The sequence below is a fragment of the Ferrimonas balearica genome, from assembly GCF_019802085.1.
Lineage (GTDB): Bacteria > Pseudomonadota > Gammaproteobacteria > Enterobacterales > Shewanellaceae > Ferrimonas > Ferrimonas balearica_B.
Genome location: NZ_JAHVHV010000001.1, coordinates 619,744 through 636,100 on the forward strand (window position 1 = coordinate 619,744; position 16,357 = coordinate 636,100).

Sequence of the window (16,357 nt, forward strand, 5' to 3'; positions counted from 1 at the left end):
ACCTCAGTCGTTATGGTTGCACTGGTCGTTGGTGCAGTGGCCGTAGAGGTAGAGGCTGTGGTTGGTCAGGTTGATGTTGTGCTTCATGGCGATTTCGTGCTGACGGCGCTCGATCACCTCATCGGAGAACTCGATCACCTTGCCGCAATCCAGGCAGACCAGGTGGTCGTGGTGGTGCTGGCTGGCCAGCTCGAACACCGCCTTGCCGCTTTCGAAGTGGTGCCGGGAGACGATACCGGCGTCATCAAACTGGTTGAGCACCCGGTAAACGGTGGCGAGGCCAATCTCTTCCCCGTGGTCCAGCAGCAGCTTGTAGAGCTCTTCCGCACTGATGTGTTGATTGTCGGGATTCTGAAGCAGTTCCAGGATCTTCACCCGCGGCAGGGTGACTTTGAGTCCCGCTTTTTTCAGCGCCTGGTTTTCGTCGGTCATGTCTGTCTCGTCTGTCTGCTAGGCCGTACACCGCGGCGGATTCAATCCATTATATGGAGCCGGGCGAAAACATTAAACCACTCTCTGCAGATGGTTTTAACGCTACGGGCTTGAAATGGCAAAAAAATAGCCTCAGCATGGGGGAAAAATGGACGTCGAATAAAGCGGATGTATCAGCGAATTGTGGTGTTGACCGGGGCCGGGATCTCAGCGGAATCCGGCATGAAGACCTTCCGGGCGGAGGATGGCCTGTGGGAGTCCCATCGGGTAGAAGATGTGGCCACCCCGGAGGGTTACCTGCGAGACCCCGATCTGGTCAATCGGTTTTATAACCAACGCTGGGCGCAACTGAACGGCGGCATCGAACCCAACCCGGCCCACCAGGCCCTGGCGGAGCTGGAAGCGGCCCTGGGCAAGGGGATGCTGGTGGTGACCCAGAACATCGACGATCTCCACGAGCGCGCCGGCAGCCGCCGTCTGCTCCACATGCACGGGGAACTCAACAAGGGGCGCTGCCCCCGCAGCCAGCAGGTGTTTCCCTTGATGGAGCCCTTTGGTCCGGAAAACCTCTGTACCTGCTGCATGCCTGGCCAGGTGCTGCGTCCCCATGTGGTCTGGTTCGGCGAAATGCCCCTGGGGCTGGATCGCATCTACCAGGCCCTGGAGCAGTGCGAGCTGTTCATCAGCATCGGCACCTCCGGCACCGTCTACCCCGCCGCGGGCTTTGTCGAACTGGCCAACCAGGCCGGGGCCGACACCCTGGAGATCAACCTCGAGCCCTCAGAGGTGCACAGCCAGTTCGGTTACCACCAGACCGGTCGGGCTGGAGAGCTGGTGCCCCGGCTGGTGGCCTGGCTCAAGGCCGGCAACCGCTTCAGCTGAGCGCCCGGAAGATGGCGCCGGTCAGCTGCGACAGCTCGGCCGGCGTGATGATGTAGGGCGGCATGATGTACACCAGACGGCCAAAGGGCCGGATCCACACCCCATCCGATACGAACTGACGCTGGATCGCCGCCACGTCTACCGGGCTTTGGGTTTCCACCACCCCGATCGCCCCCAATACCCGCACGTCTGCCACACTGGCCAGGGCCCGACAGGGGGCCAGCTCCACCTTGAGCTGGGCCTCGATGGCCGCCACCTGGCCGGCCCATTCTCCGGTCTCCAACAGTCCCAGGCTGGCCTCGGCCACGGCGCAGGCCAGGGGGTTGCCCATAAAGGTGGGGCCGTGCATAAACACCCCGGCGTCGGACGCGCACACCCCCTCGGCGATGGCGTCGCTGCAGAGCGTTGCCGCCAGGGTCATGGTGCCACCGGTCAGCGCCTTGCCGAGGCAAAGAATGTCCGGCACCACCTTGGTGTGCTGGTAGGCAAACAGCTTGCCGGTGCGGCCAAACCCGGTGGCGATCTCATCGAAGATCAGCACGATGCCGTGGCGGTCACAGGCCTCACGCAGGGCCTCCAGGTAGGCCGCGCCGTAAAACCGCATCCCCCCGGCCCCCTGCACCATGGGCTCGACGATGAGCGCCGCCGTGGTCTCCCCGTGGCGGGCCATCAGGGCGTCGATCGCCTTGGCGTCCTCCGGAGCCAGGGGGCCATCCAGCGGGGTGACTGGTCGGGGCAGGAACTGGGCCTTGGGCAGGATGTCGCGGAACAGGCCGTGCATGCCGTTGACCGGATCGCACACGCTCATGGCGGCGAAGGTGTCGCCGTGGTAGCCCCCGCGGATGGTCATCAGGCCACTTTTGTGGCGGTGGCCAAGTCCCTGCTGGTATTGCAGCGCCATCTTCAGCGCGACTTCCACCGACACCGAGCCGGAGTCCGCCAGGAAGATCTTGTTGAGACTGGGGTGGGTCATCGCCAGCAGGCGTTTGCCCAGCGCGGTGGCGGGGCCGTGGGTCAGGCCACCGAACATCACGTGGCTCATGCGATCCAGCTGGGCCTTGGCGGCTTCGGTCAGTTTGGGGTGCTGGTAGCCGTGGATGGTGGACCACCAGCTGCTCATGCCGTCCACTAGGCGTTCGCCGGTTTCCAGTTCGATGTGCACCCCCTCGGCCCGGGCCACCGGGTAGCAGGGCAGGGGATGGGTGGTGGAGGTGTAGGGGTGCCAGAGGTGGTCGCGGTCAAACTGCAGATCGGCCTTCATGGTCAAAAAGTGTCCGTTAGTCAAGTTCTGGTTCTGGTCGGCGTTGACAGTGTACCGGCTCACCGTATCCTAGCCAACGTGAATCGACTTTTGACATGGAACCCCGATATGGCCGCGATCCGTCACGACTGGCAGCTGGAAGAAGTCCAGGCGCTGTTGAACAAACCCCTGAATGATCTGCTCTTCGAAGCCCAAAGCGTGCATCGACAGCATTTCGATCCCAATCAGGTGCAGATCTCCCGCCTGCTCTCCATCAAGACCGGCGCCTGCCCAGAGGATTGCAAGTACTGCCCTCAGAGCGCCCGCTACCACACCGGCCTTGAGACCGAACAGCTGGTGGAGGTGGAGAAGGTGCTGACCGAAGCCAAGGCCGCCAAGGCCGCCGGGGCCAGCCGTTTCTGCATGGGGGCCGCCTGGCGCAACCCCCGTGAGCGGGACATGCCCTACCTGCTTAAGATGGTGCGGGAGGTCAAGGGGATGGGGATGGAGACCTGCATGACCCTGGGGATGCTCAGTGCAGAGCAGGCCGAGGCCCTGGCGGAGGCGGGACTGGATTATTACAACCACAACCTCGACACCTCGCCGGAGTTTTACGGCGAGATCATCTCCACCCGCAGCTACGACGATCGCCTCAATACCCTGGATAACGTGCGCAAGGCGGGGATGAAGGTGTGCTCCGGGGGGATTCTGGGGATGGGCGAAGAGCTTAAGGACCGCGCCGGCCTGCTGATGCAGCTGGCCAACCTGGAGACCCACCCGGAGAGCGTGCCGATTAACATGCTGGTGAAGGTGCCCGGCACCCCCATGGCGGACCAGGCGGATCTCGATCCCATCGAGTTTGTCCGGGCCATTGCGGCGGCGCGCATTATGATGCCGGCCTCCCACGTGCGCCTCTCCGCCGGCCGGGAAAACATGACCGAAGAGCTGCAGGCGATGTGCTTCTTTGCCGGTGCCAACTCCATCTTCTACGGCTGCAAGCTGCTGACCACCGCCAACCCGGAGGAGAACAGCGACATGGCCCTGTTCGCCAAGCTGGGTCTGCGGCCCGAGGCCGGCGCCCCGGTGCACCTGGAGAAGATGGCGCCGGTGGCCAAACGCGACAAGGACGAGCTGTTCTACAATGCCGCCGGTTAACCCCTTCCTGCGCCGGGCCCAGCAGGATCGGGCCCAGCGCGAACGCCAGGGCCTGTGGCGTCAGCGCCGCTGCCTGGAGGCCATCGACGGCCGCACCCTGCGCCTGGAGGGGCGTGACTACCTGCAGTTTGCCAGCAACGACTACCTGGGGCTGGCCCAGGGGGGCGAGACCCCCCAAAGCCAGGGCGCCGGGGCTTCGCCTCTGGTGACCGGTTACCAGAGGGCCCACCGGGAACTGGAGCAGCGCCTGTGCGAGATGACCGGCTACGAGTCGGCGCTGCTGTTCAGCTCCGGCTTCGCCGCCAACGCCGCGCCCCTGTCCCTGGTGCACTCCGGTGATCGGGTGCTGGCGGATAAGCTGAGCCACGCCTCGCTTATTGATGCGGCCCTGGCCAGTCCCGCCACCCTGCGCCGCTTTCCCCACAACGACATGGGCACCCTGGCCCGTTGGCTGGGCAACGGCGACAGTCCGACCCTGGTGGTCTCCGAGTCGGTGTTTTCCATGGACGGCGATCGGGCGCCCATGGCGGAAATGGTAACCCTGTGTCGCCAGCACGGCGCCCTCAGTTGGTTCGACGACGCCCACGGCTTTGGTGTCATTGGCGCCAACGGTTGGGGTGCGGCAGAGTATGCCCGCCCGGATCTGCTGACCCTGACCTTCGGCAAGGCCGTCGGCGCCCAGGGGGCCGCCCTGCTGGGGCCCAAGGTGCTGATCGAGGCCCTGGTGCAGTCCGCAAGGCACTACGTTTATTCCACCGGCCTTAGCGTTGATCAGGCCCAGCGGGTGCTGGGTCAACTGTCCCGCCTGGCCGAGCCCGAACGACGGGCCCGGCTCTGGCACAACGTCGAGCGGTTTTGCCACCGTGCCGAAGCGGCAGGCTTGGTGCTGACCGATTCGCAGAGTCCCATAGTGCCGGTGATCACCGGCGATAACGCCGCCACCCTGGCGGCATTCGAGGCGCTCAAGGCTCAGGGGATCTGGGTGCCGGCGATCCGCCCACCGACGGTGCCCGCCGGCCAGGGGCGTCTGCGTGTGGTGATTAACGCCGAGCACAGAGACGCCGACATCGACCGCCTGGTGACCGTCCTGGCTGCGGTGGTCGGGGAGGGCGGCGTATGAGCTCCGTCGCCCACTGTTTTGGCCAGGCGGCCTCCGATTACGATCAACACGCTGCCCTTCAGCGGCTGGCCGGCCAGCGCCTGCTGGCGCAGGCCCGCCCCGCCGACACCTGGCTGGACCTGGGCACCGGCACCGGCCAGGTGGCCCGACAGTTGCCGGGACGCCGTGTCCTGGCCCTGGATCTGGCCCCGGCCATGCTGCGCCAAGCCGCCCAGCAGGGCACGGCGCACCTGATTTGTGGGGACATCACCCGCTTGCCCCTGCAGGCGAGCAGCGTCGACGGCATCGCCGCCAATCTGTCTCTGCAGTGGTGCGATCCGCTGGCGGACACCCTGACCGGACTGGCCAACGCTCTGCGCCCCGGGGGCCAGCTGCTGGCCACGGTGCCCCTGGCCCACACCTTTCCCGAGCTGCGCCCCTTGTGCAACCAGGGGCTGCTGGCCTGCAACCGCTTTGCAACGACCCAAGCCTTGGCGGCCACCCTGGCCGACGGCCCCTGGGCCCAGACGCGTTTGACCCCCTTTACCGAGGTGGTGCACTTCGATTCCCCTCGGGCGCTGCTTGGCCACTTCAAGGCCACCGGCGCCCACCACAGCCCCGAGCGCCATCCAGGCCTGCGCGGTCGCCAGTGGTGGCAACGACTCAATGCGGAGCTGGCCCGCCACCGGGACGCGCAGGGCTACCGACTGACTTGGCACCTGGCGATTTTGGAGGCGACACGATGATCTACTTTGTCACCGGCACCGACACCGAGGTGGGCAAAACCCGGGTGACCGCCGGACTGTTAAGCGCCGCACGCCGGGAGGGGATTCAGACCCTGGGCCTCAAACCCATCGCCGCTGGCTGTGACACCACCCCCGAGGGGCTGCGTAACGATGACGCCCTGGCCCTGATGGCGGCCAGCTCCGTTTCGCTGCCCTACGAGGCCATCAATCCCATCGCCCTGGCACCGCCCATCGCCCCCCACATCGCGGCGGCCCAGGCAGGCCAGACCATCACCGCTGCCCGGCTCAGCGAGGCCCTGCCCAGGGCCGCCATGGCATCGGCGGATCTCTGCCTGGTGGAGGGAGCCGGAGGCTGGCGGTTGCCCATCGGGCAGGGAGCGACCCTGCCGCAGTGGGTGCAGGCCGAAGGCTGGCCGGTGATCCTGGTGGTGGGGATGAAGCTGGGGTGTCTGAACCACGCGCTGTTGAGTGCCGAGGCGGTACGGGCCGACGGCCTCAAACTGGCCGGTTGGGTGGCCAACCGGGTGGACCCGGCCATGCGTCATTACGATGAGAACCTGGCCACCCTGGCCGAGATGCTGGCGGCACCGCTGCTGGCCGAAGTGCCCTACCTGGAAGGGGAGGCGGCCGCCGACCACCTGGGGCCGGCGGCGCGTCGGCTTACAGCAGCCGGCTGAGGTCGGCGCCGGGCTCCAGAGACTGCTTCTGGGTGCTGCCCTGGAACAGGTAGCCGGTCTTATCCCCCATCAGCACCAGAGCGTCACCCTGGCGTTTGAGCGCTGTCCCCTCCTGAATCCCCACCACCGGCATCAAAGGGTCCACGCAAGTGAACTCCAGCAGGCGCTGCTCCCGGGTCTCACCATGATGGCCCGGCGGCTGGTAGTCGAGGTAATGGGGATTGATCTGAAAAGGCACCAAACCCAGGGCGTCGAAACTGGGCGGCTGGATGATCGGCATGTCGTTGGTGGTGCGGATGCTGTGGCCGGCCACGTTGGAGCCGGCGCTCCAGCCGATGTACTTCATGCCGTTACCCACCCGCTCGCGCAGCGCCGCCACCAGGTTGTGGTGATAGAGCTCGTGCAGCAGATGGAAGGTGTTGCCGCCGCCCACGAGCACGCCGTCGTACTGGTCCAGCGCCGAGGCGGGGTCACTCAAGTGGTGGGCGCTGTCGAGCTCAACATCCAGGGACTCCAGCGCATCCGCCACCTTACGGTGATAATCGTCGTAGCTGATGCTGACCCCGGCGTAGGGGATAAACAGCCAGCGACTGCCGGGCAGGATCAGGGATTTCATCCAGGATAATGCGTGACTTAGGTAGGGCGTGTCGCCGGCTTTGGAGCTGCTGATCAGGAGCAGGGATTGGCTCATGGTGATCTCCGGGTCTGGAATATTGTTCTTAAAAAACAAAGGCTAACAGATAATTTGCCCGAGGGGGAATCGAGGGAAAAGATCGACAGGGATCGCTACGCCAGGGCCACATGCCAATGTGGCCACCCTCACAGACCGGTTGGAGATAATCATAGAACACTTTTCTATCAAAGTGCCATATATTGTGGTTGTTACAGGAAAAAACCCGCATATACTGATCCGTAACGTTGTTCGGTCTCCCAAACCGAGTCAATAAAAGCCGCCTCCCCAGGGCGGCTTTTTCTTACGCCTCTATACGTTTCTTTACGTTTGCTCCCTTGAAAAGGGCCGATCGGAACCCGATCATTGCCAGCATGAGGCCACTGCTTGGTGGCCCAACCTTCAACTAGGAGAAACAATGAAGCGCATCTTCCTTTTTTTGCTGACCAACCTGGCCGTTGTGGTGGTACTGGGGATCGTCCTTAGCATCATCACCTCCATGCTGGGGATCCAACTGCACAGCTACACCGGGATCCTGGTGCTGGCCGCCGTGTTTGGTTTCGGTGGTTCGCTGCTCTCTTTGCAGATGTCCAAATGGATGGCGAAAAAGTCGATGAGTCTGCAGGTGATCGAGCAGCCTCGGGACGAAACCGAAGCCTGGCTGCTGGACACCGTGGCGCGCCAGGCCCAGCAAGCCGGCATCAAGATGCCGGAAGTGGCCATCTACTCCGGCCCTGAAATGAACGCCTTCGCCACCGGCCCGAGCCGCAACAACTCTCTGGTGGCGGTGTCCACCGGCCTGATGTACGGCATGAACCGGGATGAAGTGGAAGCGGTTCTGGCCCACGAAGTCAGCCACGTGGCCAACGGCGACATGGTGACCATGGCGCTGATCCAGGGCGTGGTGAACACCTTCGTGATCTTTGCCGCTCGCCTCATTGCCGGCACCGTGAGCAACGTGCTCAGCAGCGACGAAGACAGCGGCCAGGAAGCCAGCTACATGACCTACATGGTGGTGTCCATCGTGCTGGAGATCGTGTTCGGTATCCTCGCCTCGGTCATCGTGATGTACTTCTCCCGTCAGCGGGAGTTCAAGGCCGACGCCGGCGGTGCTGCCCTGGCGGGTCGCGAGAAGATGGTGGCGGCCCTGGAGCGTCTGCGTCATGGGCACGAGAGCACCATGCCGGCCAACATGGCGGCCTTCGGCATCAACGGCAAGGGCGGCGGTCTGTCCGAGCTGTTCATGAGCCACCCGCCGCTGGAGCAGCGCATCGATACCCTGCGTCGCGGCGGTTAATTCCCCCTCACGCAGACAGCGGCGGCCCCCGGGCCGCCGCTTTTCTGTCCATAACCAAACCAGTCACTTGTGCTTGCGTTCTGTGCACTATCCTCATATATCTATGGGGTCACAGAAAAAACAACTATGTGACAATGACTTGCCGGTGCTGAATTCGACTCATTGCGGTTGTCTCGGTGCTCGGCTAGCTTTTAACAGACTGTGTGAGCGTATCCACGGCCGCATCGGGCTGAGGTTTGGAGGATAGGAACGTGTTGAAAAATCTGCTTTGTGCCTTATTTGGATTGGGCTTGGCCTTCGGTGTGGCGGCAGCCGATACCCTGGCGGACGTCCATGCTGAGATGAACGGTTGCGAAAGCTGCCACCAGGATGGCGAGCCGTCCAGCGATGGCGCCTTCGAAAACGAACAGTGCCAGTCCTGTCACGGCCCCATGGCCGAGCTGGAAGGCGATCACCATGCGGCCCACGCCGACATGCTGATGTGCGCGGACTGCCACAACCCCCACGAACTGGAAATCGGTCAGCAGCCCTCCTGTGACGACTGTCACGACGACGGTCGGACGCCCTGAGCCCAGGACAAGGGTTTTCACCCAAGCGCCGGTCTCGTACCGGCGTTTTTTTGTTGCCGTTTCGATGGCATTTCATTGAATTTTGTCAGTTTATTAACTTGGAATTCTGAAAATATGGGATCTGCTCAACGGTTTAGGCGGGCGTGAGTTGATAGAGTGTGGCTGTCTTCAAGGGACGTCGTGAGTGCCTGAATTGGCGGCGTCTCTTGGGCAATCACTGTGTGAGGATGAGAAAAATGTTCAAACAACTGCTGATCGCACTGTTCGGTGCAAGCATGGCTTTCGGTGTTGCTGCCGCTGAAGTGGTATCCGACATGCACACCGACATGTCCGGTTGTGAGACCTGCCACGCCGACGGCATGCCGTCTGATGATGGCGCTCACGAAGCCGCTTCCTGCCTGGACTGCCACGGTGGCCTGACCGATATGGGCACGCCGCACCCGGAGCACGACGGTATGCTGGAGTGCACCGACTGCCACAACGTCCATGAGGACGAAGTGGGTCAGGCTCCGGCCACCTGTGACAACTGTCACTAAGATAAAAAACGCCGCATCTCGCGGCGTTTTTTTCATCCCTCCTGTGCGCTGAATCCGGCGCTCGGTTTCAATCTCCCCCCACCCTGCCTACAATGTCGCCCTCAGCCAAGGAGCGACCATGCATTACCCCGTCAACGAACTGTTCGAAACCATTCAGGGCGAAGGCCACTTTACCGGGGTGCCGGCGGTGTTTCTCCGTCTGCAGGGCTGCCCGGTGGGCTGCCCCTGGTGCGATACCCGCCACACCTGGACCCAGGAGGCTCAGGATCGGGTGGCACCGGATGCGGTGATCGGGGCAGGGGATGGGCAGCCTCGCTGGGCCGAATGGCCGCTGGAGGCGCTGGTGGCCCATCTGACCGGGCCCAGCTACCGGGCACGGCACCTGGTGATCACCGGCGGCGAGCCCTGCCTGCAGGACTTGCGTCCCTTGACCGAGCGGATGGAGGCGGCCGGCTGGCGTTGCCAGATTGAGACCTCGGGCTGTTTCGAGGTGCGCACCAGTGCGGACACCTGGGTGACGGTGTCACCCAAGATTGGGATGAAAGGGGGTTACCAGGTGTTGCGCTCGGCCCTGGAGCGGGCCAATGAGATTAAGCACCCGGTGGCGATGCAAAAGCACATCGATGAACTGGATGCCCTGTTGGGGGATCTGCCGTTGGCGGGCAAGGTGGTGGCGCTTCAGCCCATCAGCCAGCAGCACCGGGCCAATGACCTCTGCGTTAAGGTCTGCATCGAGCGCAACTGGCGCCTGTCGGTGCAGACCCACAAGTATCTGAATATCGATTAAGCCGGCTGGGGCCCACGGTAGCGGCAACCGGAGGTGCAGGTTTCCATGATGGCCACCTCCGACAGCTGGGGCAGGGTGGGCTTGAGCTGCTGCCAGATCCACTGGGCCAGCACTTCGCTGGTGGGGTTTTCCAGGCCGGGAATGTCATTGAGGTAGTGGTGATCCAGCCGCTCCCAGATGGGCTTGAAGTGGGCTTTAAGCTCGGCAAAGTCCATCACCCAGCCGGTGTGGGGATCCACCTCGTCCTGCACGCTGATGCGCACCTTGAAGGAGTGGCCGTGGAGTCGTCCACACTTGTGGCCCGCCGGCACGTTCGGCAACAGGTGGGCGGCCTCAAAGGTGAACTCTTTATAGATCTCGACGGACATGGTGGACGTACCTCTGGCTTTTGGGGGCGCCAAGTGTGCCATGGGCCCAGGGGTCAGGCAACCGTCAACCCGCCTCGGTAAATGTTGAAAAACTATTGCTATTGGCAACTTTTCTATGAAAATTCCGAATTTTCGTTCCAAGTGTTCCGTATTCTCGATTAGCCTTTATCGCGGGAATAGGGTAAAAAATTGCACTGGTATTGAACCTCTTGGCAGGAGAATCAGAGTGAAAAAGTGCGTTGTCGGTATGGTGGCCTTGTTCCTGGTTGGGTGCGGGGGTCCGGAAGCGACCTGGGTCCACCCGAGCAAAGACAACACCGCCTTTATGCAGGATCGGGACAGCTGTAACCGTCGGCTGGATCCCGCCGCAGACCGGTTCAATGAGCGCTTCGAACAGTGCATGAACCAGCGAGGCTGGCAGCTGGAAAGCCACTGATTCGCACCGCGAGGGGATAGGGGAGGCCGAAAGGTCTCCCTTTTTTGTTATGGTTTAGGGAATCGTACCCTAGCCAATCGGAGTGGCCATGGCCCGTTACCCGCTCAGTCCCGACGAAGATCGGGTGCTGGAGGAGAAAGCCACCGAGTCCCCCTTCAGCGGACGCTTCCTCACCCTGGACGACCAGGGCACCTACCACTGTCGCCGCTGCGAGGCGCCCCTGTACCGCTCGGGCCACAAGTTCGATGCCGGCTGTGGCTGGCCCGCCTTCGATGACGAGATCCCCAACGCCGTGCGCCGGGAGGTGGACGCGGATGGACGACGTACCGAGATCCTGTGCGCCCAGTGCGGCGGACACCTGGGGCACGTGTTCGAAGGGGAACGGTTGACCCCGAAGAACCTGCGCCACTGCGTCAACGCCCTCTCCCTCTCCTTTACCCCGGAGCCCCAGAGTGCTTCGACCTCGGTGGCGGTGTTCGGCGGGGGCTGCTTCTGGTGCCTGGAGGCGCTGTTTCAGCGGGTAAAAGGGGTCAGCGAGGTGATCAGTGGCTACGCCGGCGGGGCAGCGGAGCGGGCCAACTACCGCGACGTTTGTGGCGGCAGCAGCGGCCACATCGAGGTGATCCGCCTGACCTTTGACCCGGCTCTCATCAGCTACGGTCAGTTGCTGGAGCTGTTTTTCGACTGCCATGATCCCACCAGTTGGGACAAACAGGGCGCCGATGCCGGCAGCCAGTACCGCAGCGTGATCTTCTGTGAGGATGAGGCCCAAAAAGCCCAGGCCGAAGCGCAGATCCAGGCCCTGGAGAGGATGGGGCGTGGCCCCATCGTCACCGAGCTGCGCCCGGCGGCCCCGTTCCACTCGGCGGAGGAGTACCACCAGGATTACTTCAATCAAAACACCGAGCAGCCTTACTGCCAGTGGAACATCCAGCCCAAGCTCACCCAACTGCGCTTAAAGTACGCCGACAGGATACGCCCCGACGAGCCGGAGTAGGGCGCCGTGGTGCTGCTCTGGTGCCAAGGGGCCATCTTCGTTAGGGTAGAGCCACACCCCGACAGGAGCCTACCGTGACACCCTCTCCACTGCTTCCCCAACTGACGACCCCGGTCAGCACCATCCTGGTGGTCTGCATGGGCAACATCTGCCGCTCACCCACCGCCGAGGCGGTGTTTCGCCAGCGGGCCCAGGCTCAGGGCCTGTCCCTGACCATCGATTCCGCTGGTACCATCGGCTACCACGCCGGCGAAGGGCCCGACCCCCGCTCCCGGGCGGCGGGGGAAGCCCGGGGCTACGATTTCAGCGGCATCACCGCCCGGCAGATCCAGCGCCAGGATCTGGACCGGTTCGATCTGGTGCTGGCGGCGGACAACCAGAACCTGGCGGACATCCAGCGTCTGGCGCGCACGCCGGTCCGGGCGCACATCGGCCTGATCCTCGATGGCCTGGGTCGGCCCGGCCAGGAGGTGCCGGACCCCTACTACGGCGGTGCCCAGGGGTTCGAGCGGGTCCTGGATCTGGTTGAGGCGGCCGCGGACGGCTGGTTCAGCCACCTGAAGGCATAAAAAAAGCCACCCGGCTGGGTGGCTTTTTTGTGCCCTTGGGCGTTACTCCGTAGGACGGGTCATGGTGGCGTTCACCATGCTCTGGTAACGGTTGGTGGCAAAGTCGTTGGCCTTGGCCTCGAACTCCGGCACCTTCACCTCCACCAGATTCATCTCCGGCGCGTCGACCGCGGGGGCGGCCATCTCGGCACTGGCACCCTGGTTGAGGTTCACCAGGCCAGAGCCGGCCTTGGCCGCCGGTTGCACCGGTACGCTCTGGGCTTCGGCCTCAGCGGCCTTCGGCTCGTCGGCCACCGGAGCCGCCACTTCAACCGGCTTAACCTCGGCGACGGGCTCGGCTTCAGCTTCGGTGCTCATCGGCGCTTCAGTAACGGCCGGCGCTTCCGCCGGGGCCGCCTCAACCTTGGGCGCTTCGACCGGTTCGGATACCGGCTCGGCAATTTCGGCTTTCGGCTCGACGGCGTCCTCGGCCGGGGCTTCGGCCACCTCGTCCGCTTGCGCGGCCTTGGGTTCAGCCTCAGCGGCCTCGGCGGTCACCGGGGCGTCCTCTTGTACCGGTTCAGCCTGGGGCTGGGCCACCTCGGCGGTCTCGCTTACGGCCTCGGCCTGGGCGTCGGTCACCGGGGCGTCGACTTTGGGCTCAACGGCTTCAGTCGGCTCCTCAGGGGCCTCCTGCTGGTCGGCGGACTCCAGCGGCATGTCCAGCTGCTCCTCCACCGGGCCGCCCATTTCGGTGGCTTCCGGGTAGCGAGCGGTCACCGGATCCTGCTGAGCCTTCTGCTCCAGATCCTGCTCATCGTCCCGCTGCTGGCGACGGCGGCGTTGGCCGGCGGCGCGCAGGTGACGCGGACTGCGGCGAGAGCGACGGTGGGCGTTGCGCTCATTCTCGGTCAGCGTCAGCTCGCTTTCCCCGTCCTCACCCTGGGCATCGCCTTGGCGTTCGGTCAGGGGTGCGGTTTCGGTTTCCGCCACCGGCGCTTCGGCCTTGGGCGGCTCGATGGGGGCCGGAGTGGTTTCAGCCGGGACTTCGGCGGTGACCGGAGCCTCGAGCGCGGCGTCCGCTTCGGCGGCCTGCTCGGCGGATTTCACTCGAACGGAGCGCTCCAGCTGACGGCGTTGGCGACGTTGACGGCGCTGTTCGACTTTCTCCTCGCGGGCTTCGACGGCGGCGGTGTCGGCTTCCCGATCCTGACGGCGCTCTTCGCTGCGGGGCTTGCGGCGCTCCTCGCGGCGCTCTTCACGACGGTCGTCGCGACGCTCCTCACGACGCTCGTCACGGCGATCATCACGACGCTCGTCGGAACGCTTCTCACGGGGCTCCTTGGCCGGCTTGGCAGCGCGGTCCTGGCGTTGGGCCTCGTCGGCGCGCTCGGCACGGTCGGCACGCTCACCACGATCGCGGCGGTCGCGACGACTGCGGCGGCGCTCCTTGTTGGCGTCCAGTTTCTCCTGCTCGCCCTGCTCGGAGCGCTTACGGCCACGGCGGTTGCGATCCTGGCGTTCGCCACGCTCGCCGCGTTCACCACGGTTACCGCGCTCGCCACGCTGACGGCGCTGACCGTCACGGCTCTCTTTCTTGGCCTTGGGTTGCGCTTCCTCTTCCGCCTCAGTGCCGAACAGGCCCTTGATGGCGGCGCCGATGCGGCTGAACAGGGATGGGGCCGGGGCGGGGGCCGCTTCCGGCTTGCGCTTCGGCTTGGACTTGGGCTTGGCGGCCTTGGGCTCGGCGGGCTTAGCGGCCGGCGCTTTGGGTTCGCTCTTGGCTTCGGCTTTCGGGGCGCTCAGGCCCTGCAGCACCGGCTTGTCGCCCTGTTGACGCTCCAGCTTACGCGGCTCGTACAGGGTCACCTCGGGACGCTCAACCTGGCTGTAGCTGGCCTCGGTGATGGTGTCGTCCTTGCGGTGGCGCACCACGGTGTAGTTGGGGGTGTCCATGTAGGGGTGGGGGATGACGTACACCTCCACCTTGTGACGCTGCTCGATAATGCGGATCGCCTTGCGCTTCTCGTTCAGCAGGAACGCCGCCACATCGGTGGGCACCTGGGCCTCGATCTGGGCGGTGTTCTCCTTGATCGCTTCCTCCTCCATCAGACGCAGGATGGAGAGCGCCAGGGATTCGGTGCCGCGGATGCTGCCCTGGCCGTTACAGCGGGGACAGAGGTGGGCGGCAGACTCACCCAGGGAGGGACGCAGACGCTGGCGGGACATCTCCAGCAGACCGAAGCGGGAGATGCGACCGATCTGAACCCGGGCGCGGTCCTGACGGACGGCGTCACGCAGACGGTTCTCCACTTCCCGCTGGTGGCGCACCGGCCCCATGTCGATAAAGTCGATAACCACCAGGCCACCCAGGTCACGCAGGCGCAGCTGGCGGGCGATCTCGTCCGCCGCTTCCAGGTTGGTCTGCAGAGCGGTTTCTTCGATGTCGCCGCCCTTGGTGGCGCGGGCGGAGTTGATGTCCACCGCGGTCAGGGCCTCGGTGGGATCGATCACGATGGAGCCACCGGAGGGCAGGCGCACTTCGCGTTGGAAGGCGGACTCGATCTGACTCTCGATCTGGTAGTGGGTGAACAGGGGCACTTCGCCCTGGTAGAGCTTCAGCTTGCTGACCGCATCCGGGCGCACCAGGTTGATGTGCTCTTTGGCCTGCTCGAACACCCGCTGGTGGTCAATCAGGATCTCGCCGATGTCGCTGCGCAGGTAATCGCGGATGGCGCGGACAATGACGTTGCTCTCCTGGTGGATCAGGATGGGGGCGGGACGGCTGTCTGCCGCCTGCTTGATGGAGTCCCAGTGGTGCAGCAGCACGTTGAGATCTTCCGCCAGCTCCTCGGCAGCCTTGCCCACGCCCGCGGTGCGAACGATCAGGCCCATGCCCTGGGGCACGGTCAGCTTGGAGAGGGCGTCCTTGAGTTCGGAGCGCTCGTCCCCTTCGATGCGACGGGAGATCCCACCGGCACGGGGGTTGTTGGGCATCAGAACCAGGTAGGAGCCGGCCAGGCTGATGAAGGTGGTCAGGGCCGCGCCCTTGGTACCACGCTCCTCTTTGTCCACCTGGACGATCACTTCCTGGCCCTCTTTGATCACCTCTTTGATGTTGGGGCGACCGGAGAGAGAGCTGCCTTCGGCAAAGTATTCGCGGGCGATCTCTTTGATGGGGAGGAAGCCGTGACGCTCAGCGCCGTAATCGACGAAAGCGGCTTCGAGGGAGGGTTCGACGCGGGTAATTTTACCCTTGTAGATGTTGGCCTTTTTCTGCTCGTGACCGGGGCTTTCGATGTCCAGATCATAGAGGCGTTGGCCATCTACCAAAGCGACGCGCAACTCTTCGGATTGAGTTGCGTTGATTAGCATTCTTTTCATTGTGGTGACAGATTCCAATTCTTGTCACCGTACAGGTCGAGTACCGGCTTTTCCCGGCACCCCAAGGGGTTAAGCAGCCTCACGGCTGGTCTGGGGGTGGAGGCTCGGTGGACAGGATCCACACACTAGAGCAGGCAGCCGCGGGCGCACCGCGGATGGTCTCTTTGCCTGGTAGGCCTCATTGTCGAAGCGCTTTCGCGCCGAATCAGCCGCCGGAGCGTCTGACGAAATCTTTTGCTGCCGGGCGATATCGCCGGTCAGACCTGTATCGGTAACAGTGCTTACTTTACTGTTCGGGGCTTTCGGGCGGTGGCTCATCAGCCGGGCCGACCGCGGCAGGGTCAAAAATTGGACACGCTGCTCGGGGAATCGTATGCGGGTAATCCATTTAAACGACAAGATTACTGGCCTCTTCCTGGCCCCGACCGGGATGGTTTTTCCATCATTTGGGCAGTTTGAGCCCACCGGTGCGACAAGAATAGCAATTTTGCAAAAGAGCGGCAATTGTCGCCACGCGGATTTCCGGCTATTTCC

17 protein-coding genes are annotated in these 16,357 nt (G+C 63.9%); 12 read left to right on the forward strand and 5 right to left on the reverse strand.

Annotation, left to right across the window (positions count from 1 at the left end):
• Positions 1 to 3: 3 nt before the first annotated feature.
• The gene (fur, locus tag KUV81_RS02820) at positions 4 to 432 is read right to left on the reverse strand and encodes a ferric iron uptake transcriptional regulator (protein WP_222542327.1); all 429 of its coding nucleotides are present in this window, start codon (positions 430 to 432) and stop codon (positions 4 to 6) included.
• Positions 433 to 600: 168 nt separating this feature from the next.
• On the opposite strand from fur, the gene cobB reads away from it, so the two are divergent.
• A complete protein-coding gene (gene cobB / locus KUV81_RS02825) occupies positions 601 to 1,314 on the forward strand; it encodes a Sir2 family NAD+-dependent deacetylase (RefSeq protein ID WP_222542328.1) in 714 nt (237 codons plus the stop codon).
• Here cobB and bioA read toward each other — a convergent pair.
• Positions 1,307 to 2,575, reverse strand: a complete 1,269-nt coding sequence (gene bioA / locus KUV81_RS02830; RefSeq protein ID WP_222542329.1) for an adenosylmethionine--8-amino-7-oxononanoate transaminase — start codon at positions 2,573 to 2,575, stop codon at positions 1,307 to 1,309. The genes cobB and bioA overlap by 8 nt on opposite strands.
• A gap of 108 nt (positions 2,576 to 2,683) precedes the next feature.
• Here bioA and bioB point away from each other — a divergent pair, with 108 nt between their 5' ends.
• Genes bioB through bioD form a run of 4 tightly spaced genes read left to right on the forward strand, consistent with a single transcriptional unit; the run spans position 2,684 to position 6,231 of the window.
• Positions 2,684 to 3,709, forward strand: coding sequence for a biotin synthase BioB (gene bioB, locus KUV81_RS02835; protein WP_222542330.1), 1,026 nt, complete (start codon positions 2,684 to 2,686; stop codon positions 3,707 to 3,709).
• On the forward strand, positions 3,696 to 4,829 hold the full coding sequence (locus tag KUV81_RS02840; RefSeq protein WP_222542331.1) for an aminotransferase class I/II-fold pyridoxal phosphate-dependent enzyme: 1,134 nt from the start codon (positions 3,696 to 3,698) through the stop codon (positions 4,827 to 4,829). The genes bioB and KUV81_RS02840 overlap by 14 nt, the downstream gene beginning before the upstream one ends.
• Positions 4,826 to 5,554 (forward strand): methyltransferase domain-containing protein, encoded by a 729-nt coding sequence (locus KUV81_RS02845; protein ID WP_222542332.1) that lies wholly within the window; start codon positions 4,826 to 4,828, stop codon positions 5,552 to 5,554. Before KUV81_RS02840 ends, KUV81_RS02845 begins: the two co-directional genes overlap by 4 nt.
• Positions 5,554 to 6,231: a dethiobiotin synthase gene (bioD, locus tag KUV81_RS02850; RefSeq protein WP_222543333.1), complete on the forward strand. Its 678-nt coding sequence runs from the start codon at positions 5,554 to 5,556 to the stop codon at positions 6,229 to 6,231. The genes KUV81_RS02845 and bioD overlap by 1 nt, the downstream gene beginning before the upstream one ends.
• On the opposite strand, the gene pepE is transcribed toward bioD, so the two are convergent.
• On the reverse strand, positions 6,215 to 6,922 hold the full coding sequence (pepE, locus tag KUV81_RS02855; RefSeq protein ID WP_222542333.1) for a dipeptidase PepE: 708 nt from the start codon (positions 6,920 to 6,922) through the stop codon (positions 6,215 to 6,217). The two genes, bioD and pepE, sit on opposite strands and share 17 nt — an antisense overlap.
• A 397-nt stretch (positions 6,923 to 7,319) precedes the next feature.
• Here pepE and htpX point away from each other — a divergent pair, with 397 nt between their 5' ends.
• The 4 genes from htpX (at position 7,320) to queE (ending at position 10,090) form a co-directional block, all read left to right on the forward strand.
• A complete protein-coding gene (htpX, locus tag KUV81_RS02860; protein ID WP_222542334.1) occupies positions 7,320 to 8,198 on the forward strand; it encodes a protease HtpX in 879 nt (292 codons plus the stop codon).
• 251 nt (positions 8,199 to 8,449) lie between these two features.
• Complete coding sequence (locus tag KUV81_RS02865; protein WP_222542335.1) at positions 8,450 to 8,767, forward strand: cytochrome c3 family protein; 318 nt, start codon at positions 8,450 to 8,452, stop codon at positions 8,765 to 8,767.
• A 236-nt stretch (positions 8,768 to 9,003) separates the two neighbouring features.
• Positions 9,004 to 9,303 (forward strand): cytochrome c3 family protein, encoded by a 300-nt coding sequence (locus tag KUV81_RS02870; protein ID WP_222542336.1) that lies wholly within the window; start codon positions 9,004 to 9,006, stop codon positions 9,301 to 9,303.
• Positions 9,304 to 9,421: 118 nt separating this feature from the next.
• Positions 9,422 to 10,090: a 7-carboxy-7-deazaguanine synthase QueE gene (gene queE, locus KUV81_RS02875; protein WP_222542337.1), complete on the forward strand. Its 669-nt coding sequence runs from the start codon at positions 9,422 to 9,424 to the stop codon at positions 10,088 to 10,090.
• Here queE and queD read toward each other — a convergent pair.
• Positions 10,087 to 10,458 (reverse strand): 6-carboxytetrahydropterin synthase QueD, encoded by a 372-nt coding sequence (gene queD, locus KUV81_RS02880; RefSeq protein ID WP_222542338.1) that lies wholly within the window; start codon positions 10,456 to 10,458, stop codon positions 10,087 to 10,089. The two genes, queE and queD, sit on opposite strands and share 4 nt — an antisense overlap.
• Positions 10,459 to 10,684: 226 nt before the next feature.
• Here queD and KUV81_RS02885 point away from each other — a divergent pair, with 226 nt between their 5' ends.
• The 3 genes from KUV81_RS02885 to KUV81_RS02895 all read left to right on the forward strand — a co-directional run bounded on the left by KUV81_RS02885 (position 10,685) and on the right by KUV81_RS02895 (position 12,460).
• Positions 10,685 to 10,894 (forward strand): hypothetical protein, encoded by a 210-nt coding sequence (locus tag KUV81_RS02885; RefSeq protein WP_222542339.1) that lies wholly within the window; start codon positions 10,685 to 10,687, stop codon positions 10,892 to 10,894.
• Positions 10,895 to 10,982: 88 nt separating this feature from the next.
• Positions 10,983 to 11,891: a bifunctional methionine sulfoxide reductase B/A protein gene (locus tag KUV81_RS02890; protein ID WP_222542340.1), complete on the forward strand. Its 909-nt coding sequence runs from the start codon at positions 10,983 to 10,985 to the stop codon at positions 11,889 to 11,891.
• A gap of 74 nt (positions 11,892 to 11,965) precedes the next feature.
• Positions 11,966 to 12,460 (forward strand): low molecular weight protein-tyrosine-phosphatase, encoded by a 495-nt coding sequence (locus tag KUV81_RS02895; RefSeq protein WP_315900035.1) that lies wholly within the window; start codon positions 11,966 to 11,968, stop codon positions 12,458 to 12,460.
• Positions 12,461 to 12,502: 42 nt separating this feature from the next.
• Here the strand turns inward: KUV81_RS02895 and rne are convergent, their stop codons facing one another.
• On the reverse strand, positions 12,503 to 15,823 hold the full coding sequence (gene rne / locus KUV81_RS02900) for a ribonuclease E (protein ID WP_222542341.1): 3,321 nt from the start codon (positions 15,821 to 15,823) through the stop codon (positions 12,503 to 12,505).
• Positions 15,824 to 16,357 lie beyond the last annotated feature (534 nt).

What these genes read in the sequence shown, in the direction of transcription:
- fur (WP_222542327.1), bottom strand. Translation starts at nt 432, where the DNA reads ATGACCGACGAAAACCAGGCGCTGAAAAAAGCGGGACTCAAAGTCACC.
- cobB (WP_222542328.1), top strand. Translation starts at nt 601, where the DNA reads ATGTATCAGCGAATTGTGGTGTTGACCGGGGCCGGGATCTCAGCGGAA.
- bioA (WP_222542329.1), bottom strand. Translation starts at nt 2,575, where the DNA reads ATGAAGGCCGATCTGCAGTTTGACCGCGACCACCTCTGGCACCCCTAC.
- bioB (WP_222542330.1), top strand. Translation starts at nt 2,684, where the DNA reads ATGGCCGCGATCCGTCACGACTGGCAGCTGGAAGAAGTCCAGGCGCTG.
- KUV81_RS02840 (WP_222542331.1), top strand. Translation starts at nt 3,696, where the DNA reads ATGCCGCCGGTTAACCCCTTCCTGCGCCGGGCCCAGCAGGATCGGGCC.
- KUV81_RS02845 (WP_222542332.1), top strand. Translation starts at nt 4,826, where the DNA reads ATGAGCTCCGTCGCCCACTGTTTTGGCCAGGCGGCCTCCGATTACGAT.
- pepE (WP_222542333.1), bottom strand. Translation starts at nt 6,922, where the DNA reads ATGAGCCAATCCCTGCTCCTGATCAGCAGCTCCAAAGCCGGCGACACG.
- htpX (WP_222542334.1), top strand. Translation starts at nt 7,320, where the DNA reads ATGAAGCGCATCTTCCTTTTTTTGCTGACCAACCTGGCCGTTGTGGTG.
- KUV81_RS02870 (WP_222542336.1), top strand. Translation starts at nt 9,004, where the DNA reads ATGTTCAAACAACTGCTGATCGCACTGTTCGGTGCAAGCATGGCTTTC.
- queE (WP_222542337.1), top strand. Translation starts at nt 9,422, where the DNA reads ATGCATTACCCCGTCAACGAACTGTTCGAAACCATTCAGGGCGAAGGC.
- queD (WP_222542338.1), bottom strand. Translation starts at nt 10,458, where the DNA reads ATGTCCGTCGAGATCTATAAAGAGTTCACCTTTGAGGCCGCCCACCTG.
- KUV81_RS02890 (WP_222542340.1), top strand. Translation starts at nt 10,983, where the DNA reads ATGGCCCGTTACCCGCTCAGTCCCGACGAAGATCGGGTGCTGGAGGAG.
- rne (WP_222542341.1), bottom strand. Translation starts at nt 15,823, where the DNA reads ATGAAAAGAATGCTAATCAACGCAACTCAATCCGAAGAGTTGCGCGTC.